The organism is Nocardia sp. NPDC058497, assembly GCF_042720195.1.
Taxonomy (GTDB): Bacteria; Actinomycetota; Actinomycetes; order Mycobacteriales; family Mycobacteriaceae; genus Nocardia.
Genome location: NZ_JBHXMY010001029.1, coordinates 1 through 1,134 on the forward strand (window position 1 = coordinate 1; position 1,134 = coordinate 1,134).

The 1,134-nt window shown below is 64.6% G+C and carries 1 pseudogene; it reads left to right on the forward strand.

The features are described from left to right. Positions 1-740: 740 nt before the first annotated feature. Positions 741-1,134: pseudogene (locus ACFWPJ_RS33455) on the forward strand (SAM-dependent methyltransferase); the annotation flags it as partial.

Here is a 1,134-nt window from a genome sequence, read left to right on the forward strand (position 1 = left end):
TTATAAGAGACTGGGTTTCGAACCCCCCCATTGGAGTCCCGCTGGCCGCCGCGAGTCGGGCTCGAGCTGCGGCCAGCGTTACCGTCAACTGTACACAATCGTTATGCCCATGCAACCCCCAACGCGCAGGTCCGGCGTACTGATTGCGAACCAGCAAACATCTGTCGATCCACCGATTTTCACCGCCACAGCTAACTTCCGGCGGCTCTCTCGACGGGTGCTCGCCGACACCGGAAATTCACCTGCGGCAAACCTTCGACAACGAGTCACACGACAGCCGGCGCGCCCACGCGGGAATGTTCCCGCTGATTGCCCAATGCCGATCAGGATGGCGCACATAGCCGATTACCTGGGGATTTGGCAACGGAATTTCGATTTGCCGGACGCGAAACGCGTTAAAAGAGACTCCAAGTTTGTTTACAACGCTGCAAACAAGATCAGCACCTAGCAATCGAGCCCTAGCACCTGTCGCGAGGCCTTCATTGTGCCGAACAACCGGTTGCGAACCGGCCGCCGAACGGCTTGAAATCGGCAGCAGAACACCCGGAATACAGTTCGTACCACGCAGTGTGACCTTCGCCTCACCAGCGTATTCCGGACTGTGACCGCAGTCATATCAACCGATTCGGATGACCCAGGTCACAGCGCCTTGTAGGAGCGCACCGCGGTGGGTGATGAGCGAGTGGGCAAGACTCTGCCGAACCCCGATCGCACCCATGCCGAGCGCTTACGATTGCCGTATGCCTGGGGTCAAGGATCGCCTGCTCACGACCATCGCCGATCAGCTCGGCAATCCGCACGGAATGCTCGGCAAGGGCGTGGCTTTCGTCCTCAATCGCGGCAACAAGCGCGCCATCGCCGCCGCGGTCGACGCGGCGGCACCGAGCTCGGGCGCGACGGTCGCCGACATCGGCTTCGGTGGCGGTGTCGGGCTGACGCTGCTGCTCGACCGGGTCGGTCCCGACGGTGTGGTGCACGGCGTCGAACCCTCCCCCGACATGCTCGCGCGCGCCCGCTCCGGTTTCGCCACGGAGGTGGGGGCCGGGGGCCCCCGCCGGGGCCCCGGCGCCCGGGGCGCCCGCCCCCCCCCCCCCCCGGGCCGGGGGGCCGCGGGCACCCCCAAAACCCAAAAAG